This window comes from Streptomyces sp. NPDC051555 (assembly GCF_044454405.1).
Lineage (GTDB): Bacteria > Actinomycetota > Actinomycetes > Streptomycetales > Streptomycetaceae > Streptomyces.
Genome location: NZ_JBITDP010000002.1, coordinates 637,017 through 659,483 on the forward strand (window position 1 = coordinate 637,017; position 22,467 = coordinate 659,483).

The following is a 22,467-nucleotide window of genomic DNA, read 5'->3' on the forward strand; positions in this document are numbered from 1 at the left end:
GATCACGGCTCTCCCAGCTCGTCATCGATCATTGCGAACACTTCGTCCTGGGAGGCTCCCTGCAGGTCCCAGCTCTGCGCGGCCCCGCCGCCCGAGGTGACCACCGAGTCGGGGCTGACACGGCGCAGCAGTTTCTCCAGCCGCTCCGCCACCTCGCCCCTGACCGGGTCGTCGTCACGCAGGGTTGCCAACTCGACGTCCAGGCGGTCCAGTTCGGCCAGCACCGGGCTGGTGCACGTCTCGTCGCCGACCAACAGGTCGCGCAGATAGCCGACGAGGTCGGCGACCGTCGGATAGTCGAAGACGAGCCCGGCCGGCAGCTTGTGGCCGACCACTCCGCCGAGGCGGTTGCGCAGCTCCACCGCGGTGACCGAGTCCAGGCCGAGCTCCGCGAACGAGCGGGTGAGCGACACCGATTCGGCTCCGTCGTGGCCGAGGACGGCCGCGGCGTGGGTACGGACCGCCTCGCGCAGCACCCGGTCCTGCTCCTTACGAGCCAGGCCGGACAGACGCTCGGCAAGCCGGGGGCCCGCCGTGCCGCCGGTACCCACCCCGTCCGCAGCCGTGTCCCGGGGGCGCTGGACCTCCGCGAGGCCGTACAGCAGAGGACTGGGTCGCGCGGCGGTGTAAGCGCGCTGGAACTTGTCCCACTCGATGTCGGCGAGGACCACGAAGGTGTCGTCGCCCGCCAGGGCCCGCTCCATGGCGAGGGTGGCGCGCTGCGGGTCCATGAGCGGCACGCCGTGCCTGCGGCGCAGATCAGCGACGGCCTCCTTCTCCGCCATGCCGCCCTGGGCCCAGGCGCCCCAGCCGATGGAGGTCGCCACGTGGCCATGGGCCCTGCGGTACCAGGCCAGGGCGTCCAGGTAGGCGTTGCCCGGGGCGTAGTTGCCCTGGCCCGCGGCGCCGAAGGTGCCCGCCGTGGAGGAGAAGAGCACGAAGGCCGACAGGTCCACGTCCGCGGTCAACTCGTGGAGGTTCCACGCGGCACCCGCCTTCGAGCGGAACGAGGCGGCTACGCGGGGAAGGGTCAGCGTCTCCAGCGGGCCGTCGTCCAGGGCGGCGGCGGTATGGAAGACCGCGGTCAGCGGCAGCTCCTCCGGGATGCCGGCCAGGGCGTCCGCCAATGCGTCGCGGTCACCCGCGTCGCAGGACACGACCGTCACCCGCGCGCCCGCTGCGCTCAGTTCGGCCCGCAGCGCGTCGGCGCCCTCGGCATCGGGGCCGCTCCTGCTCAGGAGCATCAGGTGCTCGGCGCCTTGCTCGGCGAGCCGGCGTGCGATGTGGCCGCCGAGCGCGCCGGTACCGCCGGTGATCAGGACGGTGCCCTTGGGGGGCTGCCAGGCGCCGTCCCGTCCCGCGGACGCGGCGACGCGCACCAGCCTCCTCGCGAGGACGCCGGAGGGGCGCACCGCGAGCTGGTCCTCGCCGCTCGCGCCGGTCAGCAGGGCGCAGAGCCGGTCGATGTCCCGCTCCCCGGGTTCGGCGGGCAGGTCGATCAGGCCGCCCCAGCGGTCCGGGTTCTCCTGGGCCGCTACCCGGCCGAGTCCCCACACCATCGCCTGGCGGGGTCCGGTGAGTTCGGCGCCGCCGCCGGTGGTGACCGCGCCGCTGGTGACGCACCACATGGGGGCGGTGACCGCGGTGGTGGCCAGCGCCTGGATCAGCCCGAGGGTGCGGGTGAAGCCGAGGGGCACGCCGGGGTGCGCCGGGTGGGAGTCCTCGTCCCGTCCGGTCAGCGCGAGTACTCCGGCCGCGTGCTCGTGTCCTTCGACGGCGCGCAGTCGTGCGGAGATCTCGTCGACGTACGCACCTTCGCCCGTGCCGGCGGCGTACTCGGCGCGCTCCGCGGGGAGCAGGACCTGGCGGACGGTGCCGCCGCGGCGCTCGATGCCCGCGCCGATGGCCCACACCGTCGGGTCGTCGGCGCGCTCCTCGGGCACGGCGAGCAGCCAGGTGCCGGTGAGGCGGGCCTGGGTGTCCTGGACCGGCGCCCACTCGATCCCGTAGCGCCAGGCGTCCACGGCCGACTCCTCGCGCTGCTTGCCGTGCCAGGCGGCGAGCGCGGGCAGGACGGTGGCAAGTGAGGAGCGCACGGAGTCGTCCGCCACGCCGAGCGCGGCGGCGAGCGATGCGGTGTCGCCGCCGTCGACCGCCGTCCAGAAGGCGCTGTCGACGCCGGAGCCCGCGGTGTCCCGCGCGGGCGCGGGGGCGTCCAACCAGTAGCGCTGCCGGTGGAATGCGTAGGTGGGCAGGTCCACGGTCCTGCCACCGTCGAAGGTGCTCGACCAGTCCACGGGGGCCCCGGCGACGAACAGTTCGGCGAGGGAGGTCAGGAGTCTGCCGCGGCCGCCGTCCTCGCGCCGCAGGGTGCCCGCGACCACGGGGGTGGCCGCGAGGTCCGCGAGGCTGGCCTCGATGCCGGTGGTCAGCACCGGATGCGGGCTGACCTCGACGAAGACGCCGTGGCCGGCGTCGGCGAGAGCCAGCGCGGTCTGCCGGAAGCGGACGGGTTCGCGGAGGTTGCGGTACCAGTACTCGGCGTCGGCCGCACCGTCTTCGAGGAGCCCGGCGGTGACGGTCGAGTACATCGGCACCTGGGAGGGGCGCGGGGTCACGGAAGCGGCGAGCTCAAGGAGAGCCTCGCGCAGCTGCTCGACCTGCGGGGTGTGGGAGCCGTAGTCCACCGGAATGCGACGGGCCCGAACCCCATCCCGCTCGCACGCGGTCATCAGCTCGTCCAGCGCCTCGGCCTCACCGGCGACGACCGTGGACTGCGGGCCGTTGATCGTGGCGACGCTGATCCGGCCCACCCAGGGCTCGATCAGCTCCTGCGCCGTGTCCTCGCCCACCGGCACGGACACCATGCCGCCCTGGCCCGCCAGTTCACGCCCGATCAGCTGGCTGCGCAGCGCGACGATCCGCGCGGCATCCTGCAGGGAGAGCACGCCGGCGACAACGGCGGCCGCCAACTCACCTTGGGAGTGGCCCACTACGGCAGCGGGCTGGACGCCGTGCGCGCGCCACACCGCCGCGAGCGAGACCATGACCGCCCACAGCATCGGCTGGATCACGTCCACCCGATCAAGCGACGGAGCGTCCTCGCGCTCGCGCAGCACGTCCGCGGGCACCCAGTCGATGTGCGGGGCGAGGGCCGCCGCGCACTCACCGAACCGCTCCGCGAACGTCGGCGAGGAGTCCAGGAGTTCGGTCGCCATTCCCGCCCACTGCGAGCCCTGCCCGGGGAAGACGAAGGCGGCCTTGATGTCGCGTGCCGCAGAGCCCTGGACCACGCCGGGGGTCTCGTCGCCGTGGCCGAACGCGGCCAGGCGCCCCAGCAGTTCCTCGCGGTCGCGGCCGATGACGACGGCGCGGTGCTCGAACTCCGCCCGGGTGGTCAGGAGCGAGCGCGCGATGTCGACGAGGCCGGCCTCGGGAGCGGCGCTGACGTGTGCGTGCAGACGCAGTGCCTGCACGCGCAGGCTTTCCGGGCTCTTGGCGGAGATCACCCACGGCAGGTGGTCGCCGGTCTCCTCGGCGGCCTCGGCCTCGGGCTCCGGGGCGTGTTCGAGGATGACGTGGGCGTTGGTGCCGCTGATGCCGAACGAGGAGACACCCCCGCGTCGCGGCCTGCCCGTCTCGGGCCACGGCACGCTCGCGTCGGCGAGCCGCACACCGGCCGAGTCCCACTCGATGTGCGCGGTGGGCTCGTCCACGTGCAGCGTTTTGGGCACCACACCGTGCCGCAGGGCGAGCACCATCTTGATGACGCCCGCGACACCGGCCGCGGCCTGGGTGTGGCCGATGTTGGACTTCACCGAGCCGAGCAGCAGCGGCTTGTCCTCGGGCCGGTCCTTGCCGTACGTGGCGAGCAGCGCCTGGGCCTCGATCGGGTCGCCGAGCGGGGTTCCGGTGCCGTGCGCCTCGACGGCGTCGACGTCGGCGGTGGTGAGCCCGGCGTTGGCAAGCGCCTGGCGGATGACGCGCTGCTGCGCGGGACCGCTCGGCGCGGTCAGGCCGTTGGACGCCCCGTCCTGATTGAGCGCGGAGCCACGGATCACCGCGAGGACGGGGTGCCCGTTGCGGCGCGCGTCCGACAATCGCTCGACGACGAGCATGCCGACGCCCTCGGCGAAGCCCATGCCGTCGGCATCGGCGGCGAACGCCTTGGAGCGGCCATCGGGCGCGAGGCCGCTGATCCGGCTGAACTCCACCATCGGGCGCGGGGTCGACATGACGGTGACACCACCGGCGACCGCCAGCGTGCAGTCGCCGCTGCGCAGGGCGTGTGCGGCCTGGTGCAGGGCCACCAGCGACGACGAGCACGCCGTGTCGACGGTGATCGCGGGGCCTTCCAGGCCGAGGGTGTAAGCGATGCGGCCGGAGGCGACGCTGTTGGCGCTGCCGTTCCCCAGGTAGCCCTCGTAGCCGCTGAGCAGGTGGGGGAAGCGCACGGCGTAGTCGTTGTAGATCAGCCCGGTGAAGATGCCGGTCGGGGTGGCGCGCAGGGTGCCGGGGTCGATGCCGGCCCGCTCCAGTGCCTCCCAGGTGGCCTCAAGGAGCAGTCGCTGCTGCGGGTCGGTGGCTTGGGCCTCGCGGGGCGACATTCCGAAGAAGCCGGGGTCGAAGTCCGCCATGTCGTGCAGGAATCCGCCGACCTTGGCGAAGTGCAGGTCGGGGGCCTCGGCGTTGTGCAGGTCGACGGAGTCCCAGCCGCGGTCGGTGGGGTAGTCGCCCATGGCGTCGCGTTCGTCGGTGAGCAGTTGCCACAACTCTTCGGGCGAGCCGACACCGCCGGGGAAACGGCAGCTCATACCGATGATGACGATCGGGTCGTCGTCGGAGACGACACTGGCCGGTGCGGCGGTGGGAGTGGCGCGCACCGGTGCGACGCCCTCACCCACTCCGAGCTGGATGGCGACTTCGGCGGCGAGGGCGGCAGGAGTGGGATGGTCGAAGACAGCGGTCACCGACAGGCGCAGCCCGGTGGCGGACCCGATCCGGTTACGCAGCTCGACAGCGGTCAGCGAATCGAAACCCATGTCACGGAACGCACGATCGACCTCCACCGCGCCAGCGGTGCCATGGCCGAGAACCAACGCAGCCTGTGCACATACGAGTTCTGTCAGCTCGCGGTCGCGCTCAGCCGGGGCCAGCGCAGCCAGGCGTTCACGCAGCCCGTCGCCACTGCCCACGGAGGTGTTCGCGGCCGCTCGCTTGGCCGTGGTGCGCACCAGAGCACGGAACAGCGGCGCCAGAGGGCGCTGTTCGCGCAGCGTCGCCAGATCGAGACGGACCGGAACGGTATACGCGTCCGGCAGGCGCACCGCCACGTCGAAGAGAGCAAGACCCTCCTCCGTGGCGAGCGCCCTGATACCGGCCCTGCGCATCCGGTCCAGGTCAGCGGTCCCCAACGCACCGGTCATGGCACTGCGATCCGCCCACAACCCCCACGCCAGGGAATGCGCGGGCAGCCCCTGGACGCGCCGCTCCTGCGCGAGAGCATCGAGGAAGGAGTTCGCCGCCGCATAGCCGCCCTGCCCGGGAGAACCGAAGACTCCGGCCGCCGAGGAGAACAGCACGAACAGCGCCAGGTCCCGGCCACGAGTGAGCTCATGCAGATTCCACGCCGCGTCCACCTTCGGACGAAGCACCGTATCCAGGCGCTCCGGAGTCAGCCCGGCAACGACACCATCGTCCAAGGCTCCGGCGGCGTGCACCACACCACACAACCCGTCGAGCCCGTCCAGGAGAATACCGAGGGCGGCACGATCGGCAGCGTCGCAAGCCTCCACCCGCACGCTCGCACCCAGCGCAGTCAGCTCCGCGACCAACTCACCAGCACCCGGGGCATCCGGGCCCCGGCGGCCGGTGAGCACCAGATCCCTCACACCATGCTCAACAACGAGATGGCGGGCCACCGCCGACCCGATGACACCCGTACCACCAGTCACCAACACGGTCCCGGTCAGCACGGACCGCGGGTTGGTCAGGACCACCTTGCCGATGTGCCGGGCCTGACTCATATGCCGGAAAGCCTGCGGAGCCTGACGCGTATCCCACGCGGTCACCGGCAGCGGCACAAGCTCCCCACGAGCGAAAAGCTCAGCCAAGTGCGTGAGCATCTCACCGAGCCGATCAGCACCCGCCTCACCCAGATCGAAAGCCCGATAGCGCACCCCTGCATGGGCGGCGGCCACCTCCTCCGCATCACGGATATCGGTCTTGCCCATCTCCAGGAACCGGCCACCCCGCGGCAGCAACCGCAGCGAAGCGTCCACGAACTCCCGCGCCAGACTGTTGAGAACAACATCAACACCCCGGCCCCCGCTCTGCTCCAAGAACCGGTCCGCGAACTCCACACCCCGCGAGGAAGCCAACCGCTCCGCGCCGACACCGGACTCACGAACCGTGGACCACTTGCCCTCGCTCGCCGTCGCATACACCTCGACCCCAAGGTGCCTGGCCAACTGAACCGCGGCCATACCCACCCCGCCCGCCGCCGCATGCACCAACAACGACTCACCCTCACGCAACCCGGCCAAATCGACCAACGCGTAATAGGCAGTCAAAAACGTCACGGGCACCGACGCCGCCCCAGCGAACGACCACCCAGCAGGCATCGCAACAATCATCCGACTATCGGCCACCGCCGAGGGACCCGCATACGAACCGGACAACAGACCCATCACCCGGTCACCCACCACGAACCCGGTCACCCCCGGGCCCACCTCGGTCACCACCCCCGCACCCTCACTACCGAACAACGCCTCGGTGTGGGGTACGACACCCAACGCCACCAGGACGTCACGGAAGTTGACGCCGGTGGCACGTACGGCGACCCGCACCTGCCCGTCTCCGAGGGGCTCGGCGGCACGCGGGTCGGTCACCAGACGCAGCCCGTCCAAGGTGCCGCCCGTATCGAGGTCCACGCCCCAGTCCTCGGCCCCGGGAAGGCCCAGCGTGTCGGCGTTGGCCGGGGTGACTCGGCGCAGGCGGGGTACGGACACGGCTCCGGAACGTACGGCGAGGGAGCTCTCGCCCGTGGCCACCGCACCGGCGACCGCGGCGGGCAGGGCGACGGCGGACGACGGCGCGTCGTCCAGGTCGACCAGCAGGAAGCGGTCGGGGTGTTCGGAGTGGGCCGAACGCACCAGGCCCTGGACCGCCGCGTGTCCGGGGTCGGGCCGCTCACCGGGTGCGACGGCCGAGCCGCCGCGGGTCACCACGGCGAGTCTGGCCTCCTCCAGTTCCGGCAGGGCCAGCCACTCCTGAACGGCACCCAGCACGGAGGCGAGCAGTTCCCGGGTGACGGCGGGTGCGGCAGCGGTGCCGACGGCGTCCGGTCGCGGGCAGGGCAGGAGCACGGTGTGCGGTACGGCGCCGCCGCTGCGGACGCTCGCGGCGAGCGCGGCGAGGTCCTCATACCGTGGCAGATCGAGGCCCGGCAGCCCTTCGCCGATGACCGCGGTCGATCCGTCGGCTTCCAGCTGCTCGGAACCGCCGCCCAGCGGCGCCCAGTTGACCTCGTAGAGCGAGTCGACGCTCTGACCCGCGAGCGTGTCCGCGGTCAGTGGCCGCGAGGTGAGGGTCTCGATGGTGAGGACCGGCAGCCCGGTGTGATCGGTCAACTGGACCGAAAGGGCGTCGTCGCCCCTCGGAGTCAGCCGGGCCCGGACCGCGGTGGCACCGGTCGCGTGGAGACGGGCCCCGGCGAACGAGAACGGCATCAGCCGGTCGCCCTGCCCTTCCAGCAGGGTCACCAGACGCGTCTGGAGCGCCGCGTCGACGAGCGCGGGGTGCACCCCGAACCGCCCGGCATCCCGCTCGGCGCCCTCCGGCAATACGACATCGGCGAACAACTCCTCGCCACGCCGCCACACCGCACGGATGCCCTGGAAGACCGGGCCGTAGCCGTATCCCGTGGCTGCCAGGCGCTCGTAGAGCCCGTCGATGTCCACGGCCTGCGCGCCGGTCGGCGGCCATACGGTGTCCTGCACCGACGGCTCTTCGACGGGTGCGGCGACCAGCGTGCCCTCGGCGTGACAGATCCACTCGGAGCCGTCGTCCTGCCCGGGGTGGTACGCCCGGGAGTACAGCCGCACCGCGCGCCGGCCCTGCTCGTCGGGTGCCTCGACGACGACCTGGAGGTCGACCGCCGTGTCACCGGCCGGCACGACCAGCGGTGAGTGCAGGACGAGTTCGTCCAGTAGCTCGGTGCCCACGCTCTCACCGGCCCGCAGCATCAGCTCCAGTACGGCGGCCCCCGGCACGAGCGCCCGGCCCATCACCACGTGGTCGGCCAGCCAGGGGTGGGTGTGCAGGGAGATACGACCGGTGGAGACGTGGCCGTTGCCGTCCGCGAGAGCGATGCCGACGGCCAGCAGAGGATGGCCGAGCGCGGAGAGCCCGGCCCCGGACATCCCCGCGGTGCCGGTCCCGGCGTCCAGCCAGTAGTGCTCGGTCTGGAAGGCGTAGGTCGGCAACGCGACCCGACGGGCATCACTTCCCTCGAAGACCGCCGACCAGTCCGGCGTACCGCCCCGCACCCACAACTCGCCCAACGAGGCCAGGAACCGACGGCTACCACCCTGATCACGGCGCAGGGTGCCACCGGCGAACACCTCGACGCCCATCGCCTCACCGGTCTCCTCGACCGGAGACGTCAACACCGGATGCGCACTCACCTCAACGAACGTGACGTGACCATCAGCGATCAGCCCACGCACCGTCTCCTCAAAACGCACCGGCTGCCGCAAATTACGGAACCAATACTCCGCATCAGCCACACCCTCCCCAAGAAGCCCACCCGTCACCGTCGAATACATCGGCACATCACCCGCACGCGGCACCACCGGAGCAGCCAACTCCAACAGCGCTCCCTTCAAAAGCTCCACTTGCGGGGTGTGCGACCCGTAGTCCACCGGAATGCGACGCGCTCGTACGCCGTCGCGCTCGCATACGGCCATCAGCTCGTCCAGCGCTTCGGCCTCACCAGCGACGACCGTGGACCGCGGACCGTTGATCGTGGCAACGCTGACCCGGCCCGCCCAGGGCTCGATCAACTCCAACGCCGCGACCTCGCCGAGCGGCACGGACACCATGCCGCCCTGACCCGCCAACTCCCGCCCGATCAACTGACTGCGCAACGCGACGATCCGCGCACCGTCCTCGACCGACAGCACCCCAGCCACCACAGCAGCCGCCAACTCACCCTGCGAATGACCCACTACAGCAGCCGGCTGGACACCCGACGCACGCCACACCGCCGCGAGCGACACCATGACCGCCCACAGCATCGGCTGGACCACATCCACGCGATCCAACGACGGCGCACCCGCACGCTCCCGCAGGACATCGACCGGAACCCAATCGACGTACGCCGCCAACGCAGCCGCACACTCACCGAACCGCTCCGCGAACACCGGCGAGGAATCCAGCAGTCCGACCGCCATCCCGGCCCACTGCGCACCCTGACCCGGGAACACGAACACCACGCCGTCTTCCCTGTCCGCCCGCACCCCGGACACCACACCCTCAGCAGGCTCCCCCGCCACCACCGCCTCCAGAGCGGCCAGCAGCTCCTCACGACTCGAACCCAACACCACCGCCCGATGCTCAAGACCCGCCCGCGACGACACCAACGAATGGCCGACATCCACGAGCGATACATCAAGCGATACATCAGACGACGTCACGAACTCCCGCAGCCGCACCGCCTGCCCACGCAGCGCCGACACCGACTTCCCCGAGAGCGCCCACGGCACCACACCACCACCGGCCACCACACCGACCCGACCCGGCGCGCCGTCCACGACCTCGGCCGGCTCCGCCGCGGCCGACTCCTCCACGGGAGCCTGTTCCACGATCACGTGCGCGTTCGTCCCGCTCACACCGAACGACGACACACCCGCACGCCGTACCCGACCCGTCTCCGGCCACGCACGGCCCTCGGTCACCAACTCCACCGCACCCGAAGACCAGTCCACCTTCGGCGTCGGCTCATCCACGTGCAAGGTCCCCGGCACCACACCGTGCCGCATCGCCTCCACCATCTTGATCACGCTGGCCACGCCCGCCGCGGCCTGCGTGTGACCGATGTTGGACTTGAGGGAGCCCAGCAGCAGCGGCCGGTCCTCGGGCCGGTCCTGGCCGTACGTCGCCAGCAGCGCCTGCGCCTCTATCGGGTCGCCCAGTGCCGTGCCGGTGCCGTGCGCCTCGACGACGTCGACCTCGGAGCCCTTCATCCCTGCGCTCGTCAGCGCCTGCCGGATCACACGCTGCTGCGCGGGGCCGTTGGGCGCCGTCAGCCCGCTGGAGGCGCCGTCCTGGTTGACCGCCGAACCACGGATCACGGCCAGCACCTGGTGACCGTTTCGCCGTGCGTCGGAGAGGCGCTCGACCAGCAGCAGGCCCACTCCTTCAGCCGCGCTCATGCCGTCCGCGGACGCGGCGAACGCCTTGCTGCGGCCGTCGCGTGCCAGGCCCTGTTGCCGGCTGAACTCCGTGAACAGGTCGGGCGTCGACATGACCGCGACCCCGCCCGCGAGCGCCATCGAGCACTCGCCGTGGCGCAGCGCCTGAATCGCGAGGTGCAGCGCCACCAGCGAAGAGGAGCAGGCCGTGTCGACCGTGACGGCGGGACCGGTCAGGCCGAAGGTGTAGGAGATGCGCCCCGAGGCCACGCTGCCCGCGGTGCCCGTCATGGCGTGGCCCTCGACCTCTTCGGGGATCGCGGGCAGCCTGCTTCCGTAGTCGCGGAAGCTGGAGCCGATGAAGACGCCGGTCCTGCTGCCGTCCAGGGCGTCGGGGGCGATGCCGGAGCGCTCGAACAGCTCCCAGGAGGTTTCCAGCAGGAGCCGCTGCTGCGGGTCCATGGCGAGCGCCTCGCGCGGCGAGATCCCGAAGAGGCCCGCGTCGAACTGCCCCGCGTCGTGCAGGAATCCGCCCTCGGCCACGTACGAGCTGCCGGGTCGCTCTCCGGTCACGTCCACCAGGGAACCCGCGTCCCAGCCGCGGTCGGTGGGGAGTCCGGTGATGGCGTCGCCGCCCTCGGAGAGCAGCCGCCACAGGTCCTCGGGAGAGGCGACCCCGCCGGGGAACCGGCAGCTCATCCCGATGATCGCCATCGGCTCACTGTCCACCGACTCCGCAGCCTGCAGCCGCGATTGGGTCTCCTTCAGCTCGGCTGTGACCCGGGTCAGGTAATAGCGGAGCTTTTTGGCGTCGTCCATGCTTGCGTGCCCCCGAAAGTGAGACGGAAGTGTGCGTGCGCCCGCGGAGAGGCGCGTGTCGGAACCGCGGCGTCGATCAGCGGCTCAGGAGATCCCGAACTCTTTGCCGATGTACTTGAAGAGGTCGTCGTTGCTCGCGGATTCGAGGTCTTCGGCATCGAGGGCTTCCTCGCCGTCCACACCTGGTCCGGATGCTGTGCGCAGCAACTGACGTAGCCGAGCCGCCAGTTCGGATCTGGAGGGATCTCCGTCGGGCAGTTGCCCCAGGAGCGCCTCAAGCTGGTCGAGTTCGGCCGTACCGGGGGCCGGCGCGTCCGTGGAGCCCACGGCCGCGTCCTTGTCTCCGAACAGTGCGTCGCCGAGGTAGCGCACGAGTTCATGCACGGTCGGGCAGTCGAAGACGATCGTGGCGGGCAGTCGCAGACCGGTCGCCGTGTTGAGCCGGTTGCGCAGTTCCACGGCGGTGACCGAGTCCAGGCCCATTTCCAGGAATCGGCGCCGGAGTTCCACCGTTTCCCCGGAGTCGTGGCCGAGTACGGCTGCCACCTGCTTACGGACCGTCGTGCGCAACTGCCGTTCGCGCTCGGCCGGCGCCAGGTCGGCCAGCCGCTCGGACAGCGTGAGGGTGGTGGCCGCGTCGGCGGGTTCGTCCCGCGTGAGCACGGCGCGGGCCTCCGGCAGTTCGTCGAGCAGACGGCTGGGCCTGGCCGCGGTGTAGGAGTACGCGAACCTCTCCCAGTCGATGTCCGCGATCACGAGGCTGGTGTCGCCGTGGGCGAGCGCCGTCTCCAGTGCGACGGTGGCGCGCTCCGGCTGGAGCAGCGGTACGCCGTGCCGGATGCTGGTGTCGCCGACCACGTCCCGGCCGGCCATGCCGCCCCTGGCCCAGGAACCCCAGGCGACGGAGGTGGCCGCGAGCCCCTGCGCACGGCGGTACTGGGCGAGTGCGTCCAGGTAGGCGTTGCCCGGCGCGTAGTTGCCCTGGCCCGCCATGCCGACCGTGCCCGCCAGCGACGAGAACAGCACGAAGGCGGATAGCCCCAAGTTCTGCGTCATCAGGTGCAGTTGGAAAGCCGCAGCTGCCTTGACCCGCAGTACCCGGTCGAGCTGCTCGGGCGTCAGCGTGGTGAGCGCCCCGTCGTCCAGTACTGCCGCGGTGTGCACCACAGCGGCCAGCGGGCAGTCGTCGGGCACCGAGTCCAGCAGGTGGCGCAAGGCCTCCGGGTCCGCCACGTCGCAGGCGACCGTGGTGACGCGGGCTCCGGTGGCGGCCAGTTCGGCTTCGAGGTCGGTGGCGCCGGGGGCCGTACCGCCCTGCCTGCTGACGAGCAGCAGGTGCTCGGCGCCCTGAGCAGCCAGTCGTCTGGCGACCTCGCCGCCGAGTGCGCCGGTGCCACCCGTGATCAGTACCGTGCCCTTGCCCGGCGTCCAGCCATCGCCCAGTGCGCCGCTGAGAGGCGCGCGGACGAGCCGGCGCCCGTAGGTCGCGGTCGAGCGGACCGCGACCTGATCCTCGTCGGCCTCGGCCGCGAGCACGTCGCAGAGCCGCGCGAGGGCGCGCGCGTCCGGCTCCCTCGGGAGGTCGACCAGACCGCCCCAGCGGGTCGGCAGTTCCTGCGCCGCCACCCTGCCGAGGCCCCAGACCAGCGCCTGCGCCGGGCTGGTGAGCGGGTCCCGCTCACCGATGGACACCGCGCCCTGGGTGACGCACCACAGTGCGGCGTCCGAGTCGGCGGCCTCCAACTGCTGGAGCAGCGCGAGGTTCTGGGCGAATCCGGTCGGGGTGGCGAGCGCGTCCGCGAGCGGACTCTCGTCCTGCGCGAGCAGCGACAGCACACCGGCTGCCGCAGAGTGCGCGGCCAGGGTCTCGACCCACGGATTCCCACCCTGCCCCGCGTCCTCGGCGCCGCGTACGACCAGCGGTTCGACCAGGGCCCCCTGTGCGCGCAGGGCCCCGGCCACCGTCTCGTACAGCTCGCCGTCGAGCTGGTCCGGGGTGACGGCGACCAGCCAGGTGCCGGACAGGGCGGCCTTGGGGCCGGAGGGCAGCGACTTCCAGTGGGCCCGGTATCGCCACGACTCCATGCTGACCGCTTCCGCGTGCCGCTTGTGCCAAGCGGCGAGCGCGGGCAGTACGGACGTCAGCCCGGTCTGCGCCTCGTTCAGCCGCAAGGTCTTCGCGAGTCCCTCCAGGTCCTCGCGTTCCACCACCTCCCAGAAGGCGGCGTGCGGATCCGCGGTCGCGGCGGCGCGGGCCGGCGCGGTGTCGAACCAGTAGTGCTTGGTCTGGAACGCGTAGGTCGGCAGTTCCACCCGGCGGGCCCCGGTACCTGCGAACACCGCCTGCCAGTCCGGCACCCCACCCTGCACCCACAGCTGGGCCAGGGACCTCAACCACTGCTCCGGACCGCCCTCACCACGGCGCAGGGTGCCGCCCGCGAACACCTCGACGCCCATCGCCTCACCGGTCTCCTCGACCGGGGACGTCAACACCGGATGCGCACTCACCTCAAGGAACGTGACGTGACCATCAGCGATCAGCCCCCGCACCGTCTCCTCAAACCGCACCGGCTGCCGCAGATTACGGAACCAATACTCCGCATCAGCCACACCCTCCCCAAGAAGCCCACCCGTCACCGTCGAATACATGGGCACATCACCTGCACGCGGCACCACCGGAGCAGCCAGCTCCAACAGCGCTTCCCTCAACAGCTCCACCTGCGCTGTATGCGACCCGTAATCCACCGGGATACGACGCGCCCGTACGCCGTCGCGCTCGCATACGGCCATCAGCTCGTCCAGCGCTTCGGCCTCACCGGCGACGACCGTGGACCGCGGACCATTGACCGTGGCGACGCCGATCCGGCCCGCCCAGGGCTCGATCAACTCCAGCGCAGCAGCCTCCGCCAACGGCAACGACACCATGCCGCCCCTACCCGCCAACTCCCGCCCGATCAACTGGCTGCGCAGCGCCACGATCCGCGCCGCATCCTCCAGCGAGAGGACCCCCGCCACCACAGCAGCCGCCAACTCACCCTGGGAGTGGCCCACTACAGCAGCGGGCTCCACCCCATGAGCACGCCACACCTGCGCCAGGGACACCATGACCGCCCACAACATCGGCTGGACCACATCCACCCGATCCAACGACGGCGCACCCTCACGCTCCCGCAGGACATCGACCGGAACCCAATCGACATACGCCGCCAACGCAGCCGCACACTCACCGAACCGCTCCGCGAACACCGGCGAAGAATCCAGCAACTCCACCGCCATACCCGCCCACTGCGCACCCTGCCCCGGGAACACGAACACCACGTCCGACGCACCCTCGCGCCGCACCCCGGACACCACACCCTCAGCAGGCTCCCCCGCCGCCACCGCCTCCAGAGCGGCCAGCAGCTCCTCACGACTCGAACCCAACACCACCGCCCGGTGCTCAAGACCCGCCCGCGACGACACCAACGAATGGCCGACATCCACGAGCGATACATCGGACGACGTCACGAACTCTCGCAACCGCACCGCCTGCCCACGCAGCCCCGCGGCCGACCGCCCCGAAAGCGCCCACGGCACCACACCCCCAGCCTGCTCCGCGCCCAGGACCTGCTCCTGCTCCTGCCCCACCGCCGGGGCCTGCTCCACGATCACGTGCGCATTCGTCCCGCTCACACCGAACGACGACACACCCGCACGCCGTACCCGACCCGTCTCCGGCCACGCACGGCCCTCGGTCACCAACTCCACCGCACCCGACGACCAGTCCACCTTCGGCGTCGGCTCATCCACGTGCAAGGTCCCCGGCACCACACCGTGCCGCATCGCTTCCACCATCTTGATCACACCGGCGATGCCCGCGACGGCGGAGGTGTGGCCGAGGTTCGACTTCAGCGAGCCGAGCAGCAGCGGCCGGTCCTCGGGCCGGTTCTGGCCGTACGTCGCCAGCAGCGCCTGCGCCTCTATCGGGTCGCCCAAAGTGGTGCCGGTGCCGTGCGCCTCAAGCACGTCGATATCCGACGCTTCGAGTTGCGCGTTGGCCAGCGCCTGACGGATGACTCGCTGCTGCGAAGGCCCGTTCGGCGCCGTCAGGCCGTTGGAAGCGCCGTCCTGGTTGACGGCCGAGCCGCGGATCACGGCCAGCACCTGGTGACCGTTGCGCTGTGCCCGGGCCAACGGCTCCAGGAGCAGCACCCCGACGCCCTCGCCCCAGGCCGTGCCGTCCGCTGCCGCGGCGAAGGGCTTGCACAGGCCGTCGGGAGCGAGTCCTCGCTGTTGGCTGAACTCGGTGAAGACGCCCGGGGTCGACATCACGGTCACTCCGCCGGCGAGCGCCATCGAGCACTCGCCCTGCCGCAGCGCCTGCACCGCCAGGTGCAGCGCGACCAGCGAAGAAGAGCACGCGGTGTCCACCGTCATGGCGGGGCCCGTCAGCCCGAAGCTGTAGGAGATGCGCCCCGAGGCCACACTGCCCGCGGCGCCGGTGAACAGATAGCCCCCGGATTCCTGGGCGTTGGTGGCGTCGGCGCCGTAGCCGTGCGGGACGGCGCCGACGAAGACACCGGTCCTGCTGCCGCGCAGTGACTCCGGGTCGAGGCCCGCGCGTTCCACGGCCTCCCAGGAGGTCTCCAGAAGGAGCCGCTGCTGCGGGTCCATGGCGACGGCCTCGCGCGGCGAGATCCCGAAGAAGCCCGCGTCGAACTGCCCGGCGTCGTGCAGGAATCCGCCCTGGTCGACGTAGCTGGTGCCCGCCCGCGAGGAGTCCGGGTCGTACAGCGCGTCGAGGTCCCAGCCACGGTCCTGCGGCAGGCCGGAGATGACGTCCTGCCCGTCGAGCAGCAGCCGCCACAGGTCATCCGGCGAGCGTATGTCGCCGGGGAAACGGCAGCTGGTGGCCACGATGGCGATGGGCTCGTCACCGGACGCGCCGGATGTCGTACGAGAACGCAGGGCGGCGGCCTCCGCGTCGTCGCCGTCCGAACCGTCCGAACCGTCCGAACCGTCCGAACCGAGTAGGCGGTCGCGCAGGTGCTCGGCGAGCCGCAGCGGCGTCGGGTAGTCGAACACGGCCGTCTGCGCGAGGGGCTGCCCGATCGCGATGCCCAGCCGGTTGCGCAGGTCCACGGCGGTCAGCGAGTCGAATCCCGCCTCGCGGAACGCCCGGCCCACCTCGACCTCGTGCGCCGATGCCCAGCCGAGTACGGCCGCTGCCTGGGTGCACACCTCGTCCAGCACGATGCGCAGGCGCCGGCTGGCAGTGGGCGCGTCGAGCACCTTCTGCCGGAAACCGTCGACCGGTTCGGCGACCGGAGCGGAAGGCAGCTCCACCTGGACGGGTGCACCGGCGGCCGAGGGCGCGAGCCAGTAGCGGTCGCGCTGGAAGGCATAGGTGGGCAGCTCGACCGGCTCGGCGCCTTCGGCGACCGGGGCATAGACCGCCGACCAGTCGGGCGTACCGCCCCGCACCCACAACTCGCCCAGCGAGGACAGGAACCGACGGTTACCGCCCTGGTCACGGCGCAGGGTGCCACCGGCGAACACCTCGACGCCCATCGCCTCACCGGTCTCCTCGACCGGAGACGTCAACACCGGATGCGCACTCACCTCAACGAATGTGAGGTGACCATCAGCGATCAGCCCCCGCACCGTCTCCTCAAACCGCACCGGCTGCCGCAGATTACGGAACCAATACTCCGCATCAGCCACACCGTCCTCAAGGAGCCCACCCGTCACCGTCGAATACATCGGCACATCACCCGCACGCGGCACCACCGGAGCAGCCAGCTCCAGCAAAGCCTCACGCAACTGCTCCACCTGCGGAGTGTGCGACCCGTAATCCACCGGAATACGACGCGCCCGAACCTCATCCCGCTCACACACGGCCATCAGCTCGTCCAGCGCTTCGGCCTCACCAGCCACCACCGTCGAACGCGGACCATTGACCGTGGCAACGCTGACCCGACCCGCCCAGGGCTCGATCAACTCCAACGCCGCGACCTCGCCGAGCGGCACGGACACCATGCCACCCTGGCCCGCCAACTCCCGCCCGATCAACTGACTGCGCAACGCGACGATCCGCGCACCGTCCTCGACCGACAACACCCCAGCCACCACAGCAGCCGCCAACTCACCCTGCGAATGACCCACTACAGCAGCCGGCTGGACACCCGACGCACGCCACACCGCCGCGAGCGACACCATGACCGCCCACAGCATCGGCTGGACCACATCCACCCGATCCAACGACGGCGCACCCTCACGCTCCCGCAGGACATCGACCGGAACCCAATCGACATACGCCGCCAACGCAGCCGCACACTCACCGAACCGCTCCGCGAACACCGGCGAAGAATCCAGCAGCCCCACCGCCATACCCGCCCACTGCGCACCCTGCCCCGGGAACACGAACACCACGCCGGCCGGCTCGCCGGACACCTGGCCGCTGAACACATGGGCAGCTGATTCGCCCGTCTCCAGTGCGTCGAGTCCGGCCAGGAACATCTCGCGGTCCTCCGCCACCACGACGGCGCGGTGTTCCAGCGCAGAGCGGGTGGTGGCCAGGGCGCGTCCCAGCTCCTCGTCCGTCGCCCCGCTGTCGGCGGCGGCACGCCGCAGCCGTGCGGCCTGTGCGCGCAGTCCTGCCGGTGTGCGGCCCGAGACGATCCAGGGCAGCGGGCCACCCTCGCGCAGCCGCGCCCCGGGCAGGGGTGCCGCCGCGGGTGCCGCAGCGTCGACGGGTGCTTGTTCGACGATGACGTGGGCGTTGGTCCCGCTGATGCCGAATGAGGAGACTCCGGCTCGCCGGACCGGGCTGGCCTCGGGCCACGGGGTGCTCTCCGTGGCCAGGCGCACCGCTCCGGTGGACCAGTCCACCTCGGGCGTCGGCCCGTCGACATGGAGCGTGGCCGGCACGAGTCCGTGCCGGATGGCCAGTACCGACTTGATGACGCCCGCGACACCCGCGGCGGCCTGCGTGTGGCCGATGTTGGACTTGAGCGAGCCGAGCAGCAGCGGCCGGTCTTCGGGCCGGTCCTGACCGTACGTCGCGAGCAGCGCTTCCGCCTCGATGGGGTCGCCCAGTGCGGTGCCAGTGCCGTGGGCCTCCAGCATGTCCACGTCGGCGGAGCCGAGCCCGGCGCTGGCCCAGGCGTCCCTGATGACCTGCTGCTGGGAGAGTCCGTTGGGCGCGGTGAGGCCGTTGGACGCGCCGTCCTGGTTGATCGCGGAGCCGCTTACGACCGCGAGCACCCGGTGGCCGTTGCGGCGTGCGTCGGAGAGCCGCTCGACCAGCAGCATCCCGACGCCTTCCGAGAAACCGGTCCCGTCGGCGGCGCCGGCGAAGGCCTTGCAGCGACCGTCGAGCGCCAGCCCCTGCTGGCTGGTCATTTCGGTGAAGATGCCGGGTGTCGACAGCACGGTGGCGCCGCCGGCGAGGGCCAGCGAGCACTCGCCGCGCCGCAGGGACGCCACGGCCAGGTGGAGCGCGACCAGTGAGGACGAGCAGGCGGTGTCGACGGTGAGCGCGGGCCCGGTCAGTCCGAGCACGTAGGCGATGCGGCCCGACGCGACGCTGGTCGTCTTGCCGGTGAGCATCAGCCCGTCGAGCGTCTCCGGGGCCTCGTGCAGCCGGGGGCCGTACTCCTGGTCCATCGCGCCGACGAACACGCCGGTCCTGCTGCCGCGCAGCAGTTCCGGATCTATACCGGCGCGCTCAAGCAGCTCCCACGAGGTCTCCAGGAGAAGCCGCTGCTGCGGGTCCATGGCCAGCGCTTCGCGCGGGGATATGCCGAAGAAGCGAGGGTCGAAGTCCGTGGCGCCCTCGACGAAGCCGCCGACTCCGGTGGTGACCCGGCCCGGGCCGTTCGGGCTCAGCAGCCGTTCCAGGTCCCAGCCGCGGTCGTCGGGGTAGTCCGAGATCGCGTCCTGGCCCGTGGAAACGAGCCGCCACAGGTCCTCGGGAGAACTCACCCCGCCGGGAAAGCGGCAGCTCATGGCCACGATGGCGATGGGGTCTTCCGCACCGTCCACCACACGATCGCGGTCGGGCTCGCGCACCGTGACGGCGGCAGGACGCCGCTCTGCGGCACTGTCGTCGCGTACGGACTCCAGATGTGCTGCCAGCCGGGCCGGAGTGGGGTGTGAGAAGAGGGCGGCCGTGGTCAGCCGCAGGCCCAGGACGGTGTTCAGCCGACTGCGCAGATCACCGAGCATGATCGAGTCGAAGCCCAGGTCCTTGAACGAGCGCCGTACGTCGACCGCCTCCGCAGTGGCGTGCCCCAGTACGGCTGCCGTGTGGGCCCGCACCGCGTGCGAGACGTCCGGCGACACATCGTGTGCACCGCCGGCGCCACTGCTGTAGGTGCCGACGGCCGCACCTGCCGCCGACACGGCGCCCGCGGCCTCGGGGTCAGCGACCGCGCTGTCCAGCCAGTAGTGCTCGGTCTGGAAGGCGTAGGTCGGCAACGCGACCCGACGGGCATCACTTCCCTCGAAGACCGCCGCCCAGTCGGGCGTACCGCCCCGCACCCACAACTCGCCGAGTGAGGCCAGGAATCGACGGCTACCGCCCTGGTCACGGCGCAGGGTGCCGCCGGCGAACACCTCGACGCCCATCGCCTCACCGGTCTCCTCGACCGGAGACGTCAACACCGGATGCGCACTCACCTCAACGAATGTGAGGTGACCATCAGCGATCAGCCCCCGCACCGTCTCCTCAAACCGCACCGGCTGCCGCAGATTACGGAACCAATACTCCGCATCAGCCACACCGTCCTCAAGGAGCCCACCCGTCACCGTCGAATACATCGGCACATCACCCGCACGCGGCACCACCGGAGCAGCCAGCTCCAGCAGAGCCTCACGCAACTGCTCGACCTGCGGAGTGTGCGACCCGTAGTCCACCGGAATACGACGGGCCCGAACCTCATCCCGCTCGCATACGGCCATCAGCTCGTCCAGCGCATCGGCCTCACCGGCCACCACCGTCGAACGCGGACCATTGATCGTGGCAACGCCGATCCGGCCCGCCCAGGGCTCGATCAACTCCAACGCCGCGACCTCGCCCAGCGGCACCGACACCATGCCACCCTGACCCGCCAACTCCCGCCCGATCAACTGACTGCGCAACGCAACGATCCGCGCACCGTCCTCGACCGACAACACCCCCGCCACCACAGCAGCCGCCAACTCACCCTGCGAATGACCCACAACAGCAGCAGGCTCCACCCCATGAGCACGCCACACCTGCGCCAGGGACACCATGACCGCCCACAGCATCGGCTGGACCACATCCACCCGATCCAACGACGGCGCACCCTCACGCTCCCGCAGCACATCGACCGGAACCCAATCGACATACACCGCCAACGCAGCCGCACACTCACCGAACCGCTCCGCGAACACCGGCGAGGAATCCAGCAGCCCGACCGCCATCCCGGCCCACTGCGAACCCTGCCCCGGGAACACGAACACCACATCCGACGCACCCTCGCGCCGCACCCCGGACACCACACCCTCAGCAGGCTCCCCCGCCGCCACCGCCTCCAGAGCGGCCAGCAGCTCCTCACGACTCGAACCCAACACCACCGCCCGATGCTCAAGACCCGCCCGCGACGACACCAACGAATGACCGACATCCACGAGCGATACATCAAGCGATACGTCAAGCGATACATCGGACGACGTCACGAACTCCCGCAACCGCACCGCCTGCCCACGCAGCCCAGCGGCCGACCGGCCCGAAAGCGCCCACGGCACCACACCGCCACCGGCCACCACGCCGACCGATCCCGGCTTCGCCGCCGGGGCCGGCTCCACCACGGGAGCCTGCTCCACCACCACATGTGCGTTCGTGCCGCCCAGGCCGAACGACGACACACCGGCCACCAGCGGTACGTCCGGACGCGGCCAGGGCGAGCGCTCGGTCTGGACCTGGAGGTGCCAGTCGGCCAGCGGGATGGCCGGGTTGGGCGTTTCGAAGTTGAGGCTGGCGGGGAGCTCCCCCGCTTCCAGGGAGAGCAGGACCTTGAGCAGGCCGACGATGCCCGCGGCGCCTTCCAGGTGGCCGACGTTCGTCTTCGCCGAGCCGACCTGCAAGGGTGCGTCCGCCGGGCGGGCGGAGCCGATGACCGTGGCGAGCGCCGCGGCCTCGATGGGGTCGCCGACGGCTGTGCCGGTGCCGTGGAGTTCTACGTACTGGATGTCCTCGGGTCGTACGCCCGCCGCGGTGTGCGCGCGGCGGAGTACGTCCTCCTGGGCCTGCTGGCTGGGGGTGGTGAGGCTGTCACCGCCACCGTTGTTGACGGCGCTGCCGCGCAGCACGCCGTGGATGTGGTCGCCGTCCCGCAGCGCCTGCGCCAAGGGTTTGAGGAGGACGAAGCCGCCGCCCTCGCCCCGTACGTAGCCGTTGGCGCGGGCGTCGAAGGTGTAGCAGCGGCCGTCGGGGGAGAGCCCGCCGAACCGGGAGACGCTCAGGGTGCCGTCGAAGCTGAGGTTGAGGTTCACCCCGCCGGCGAGGGCGATCTCGCATTCTCCCGCGCGCAGGCTCTGGCATGCCATGTGGACGGCGACCAGGGAGGACGACTGGCCCGAGTCGACGGTGAGGCTGGGGCCGTTCACGCCGAGGAGGTACGAGAGCCGGTTGGCGATCATGCTTCGCTGCAGACCGGCGAGAGTGTGGTGCGAGACCGCTTGCGAGCTGCGCTGGCGGGTGAGGGTGGCGTAGTCGTCGTTCATCGCGCCGACGAAGACGCCGGCGCGCAGGGCGGCCATGCGCTCGGGGGTGATGCCGCCGTTCTCCAGCAGTTCCCAGCCGAGTTCGAGCGCGAGGCGCTGCTGGGGGTCCATGGCCGCCGCCTCGCGCGGCGAGATCCCGAAGAAGTCGGCGTCGAACTGATCGACCCGGTCGAGGAAACCGCCTCGTTCGGAGGTTAACTCCGCGTCTTCGGAGGAGCGTTGTTGCCACCGCCCCGAGGGCAGTGAGGTGATCGCGTCGACACCATCGCGCAGAAGTTCCCATAATCGGACAGAAGAGTCGGCCTGCGGCAGACGGCAGGAGAGCCCGATCACAGCAATCCGATCGACATCTCCATCGTCATCGTGCCGCACCGAACGAGCACTCCTGGACAATGTGAACCCCCGCTAATCTTCGAAGTTCGCCGAAGCGGTCCCGAATAATATCCGGGCCAACTCCCAATCCCCACCCGCGAATACACAACTGGCGATCGATGTTGGTTTT

1 protein-coding gene and 1 pseudogene are annotated in these 22,467 nt (G+C 70.9%); both read right to left on the bottom strand.

From position 1 onward, the window contains the following. Positions 1 to 2 precede the first annotated feature (2 nt). A pseudogene (locus ACIBEA_RS07140) lies at positions 3 to 11,141 on the bottom strand (type I polyketide synthase); the annotation flags it as partial. Positions 11,142 to 11,318: 177 nt separating this feature from the next. Next, on the bottom strand, positions 11,319 to 22,337 hold the full coding sequence (locus ACIBEA_RS07145) for a type I polyketide synthase (RefSeq protein WP_399258797.1): 11,019 nt from the start codon (positions 22,335 to 22,337) through the stop codon (positions 11,319 to 11,321). Positions 22,338 to 22,467: the final 130 nt, after the last annotated feature.